This window comes from Clostridium ihumii AP5, from assembly GCF_000612845.1.
Lineage (GTDB): Bacteria > Bacillota > Clostridia > Clostridiales > Clostridiaceae > Clostridium_J > Clostridium_J ihumii.
On record NZ_CCAT010000096.1, the window covers coordinates 1 to 2,374 of the forward strand.

Annotated in this window: 1 rRNA gene; it reads left to right on the forward strand. The window is 50.8% G+C overall.

Features of this window, described 5'->3' with window-relative positions:
* A 23S ribosomal RNA gene (locus BN346_RS20275) occupies positions 1-2,337 on the forward strand; the annotation flags it as partial.
* Positions 2,338-2,374: the final 37 nt, after the last annotated feature.

Sequence of the window (2,374 nt, forward strand, 5' to 3'; positions counted from 1 at the left end):
AAGCACTTTATATGTGTGACGATGTGCTTTTTGTAGAACGAGCCAACGAGTTACGATATGTAGCGAGGTTAAGTACTTAAGGTACGGAGCCGAAGGGAAACCGAGTCTGAATAGGGCGCAAAGTTGCATGTCGTAGACCCGAAACCGGGTGACCTATCCATGGCCAGGATGAAGCGACAGTAAAATGTCGTGGAGGTCCGAACCACGTTGGTGTTGAAAAACCATGGGATGAGCTGTGGATAGCGGAGAAATTCCAATCGAACTCGGAGATAGCTGGTTCTCCTCGAAATAGCTTTAGGGCTAGCGTCGATTAACTGAGTACTGGAGGTAGAGCACTGAATAGGCTAGGGGGCATACCGCTTACCGAACCTTATCAAACTCCGAATGCCAGATACTTTTATTTCGGCAGTCAGACTGCGAATGATAAGATCCGTAGTCAAAAGGGAAACAGCCCAGACCATCAGCTAAGGTCCCAAAGTGTAAGTTAAGTGGTAAAGGATGTGGGATTTCTAAGACAACTAGGATGTTGGCTTAGAAGCAGCCACTCATTTAAAGAGTGCGTAATAGCTCACTAGTCAAGAGATCCTGCGCCGAAGATGTCCGGGGCTAAAACTTACCACCGAAGCTATGGGTGTGCACTTAATGTGTACGCGGTAGAGGAGCTTTCTGCATTGGCTGAAGTCGTACCGAAAGGAGCGGTGGACGATGCAGAAGTGAGAATGTTGGCATAAGTAGCGAGAGCCAGGTGAGAATCCTGGCGGTCGAAAATCTAAGGTTTCCTGGGGAAGGCTCGTCCGCCCAGGGTTAGTCGGGACCTAAGGCGAGGCCGAAAGGCGTAGTCGATGGACAACAGGTTGATATTCCTGTACCACTAGCGTACGTTTGTACAGATGGGGTGACGCAGGAGGATAGGATGTGCACACTATTGGATGTGTGTCTAAGCACTTAGGGAGTTTCGGTAGGCAAATCCGCTGAAACAATTCTGAGGTGTGATGGGGAGCTAATTTTAGCGAAGTATCTGATTCCACGCTGCCAAGAAAAGCCTCTATGGAGGAAGCTAGTGCCCGTACCGCAAACCGACACAGGTAGATGAGGAGAGAATCCTAAGACCATCGGAAGAATTGCTGTTAAGGAACTCGGCAAATTGACCCCGTAACTTCGGGAGAAGGGGTGCCTACGAAAGTAGGTCGCAGAGAATAGGCCCAAGCAACTGTTTAGCAAAAACACAGGTCTCTGCTAAAGCGAAAGCTGATGTATAGGGGCTGACGCCTGCCCGGTGCTGGAAGGTTAAGGGGATTGCTTAGCGCAAGCGAAGGCATGAACTTAAGCCCCAGTAAACGGCGGCCGTAACTATAACGGTCCTAAGGTAGCGAAATTCCTTGTCGGGTAAGTTCCGACCCGCACGAATGGCGTAATGATTTGGGCACTGTCTCAACAGCAAATCCGGCGAAATTGTAGTGCAAGTGAAGATGCTTGCTACCCGCGATTGGACGGAAAGACCCCGTAGAGCTTTACTGCAATTTAGCATTGAGTTTCGGTATTATCTGTACAGGATAGGTGGGAGACTTGGAAGCAATGGCGTCAGCTGTTGTGGAGTCGACCTTGGGATACCACCCTGATAGTACTGGAATTCTAACCGGAGGCCATGAATCTGGTCACGGGACATTGTTAGGTGGGCAGTTTGACTGGGGCGGTCGCCTCCTAAAAAGTAACGGAGGCGCCCAAAGGTTCCCTCAGAACGGTCGGAAATCGTTCGAAGAGTGCAAAGGCAGAAGGGAGCCTGACTGCGACACATACAGGTGGAGCAGGGACGAAAGTCGGGCTTAGTGATCCGGTGGTTCCTCGTGGGAGGGCCATCGCTCAACGGATAAAAGCTACCTCGGGGATAACAGGCTGATCTCCCCCAAGAGTCCACATCGACGGGGAGGTTTGGCACCTCGATGTCGGCTCGTCGCATCCTGGGGCTGAAGTAGGTCCCAAGGGTTGGGCTGTTCGCCCATTAAAGCGGCACGCGAGCTGGGTTCAGAACGTCGTGAGACAGTTCGGTCCCTATCCGTCGCGGGCGTAGGAAATTTGAAGGGAGCTGTCCTTAGTACGAGAGGACCGGGATGGACCAACCTCTGGTGCACCAGTTGTCACGCCAGTGGCATAGCTGGGTAGCTATGTTGGGAAGGGATAAACGCTGAAAGCATCTAAGCGTGAAGCCCACCCTAAGATGAGATTTCCCATAACGTAAGTTAGTAAGACTCCTGGAAGACTACCAGGTTGATAGGTGAGGGGTGTAAGCATGGTAACATGTTCAGCTGACTCATACTAATAAGTCGAGGGCTTGACCTAAAAATAATCACTGTGCAATTTTCAGAGAACAAACTCT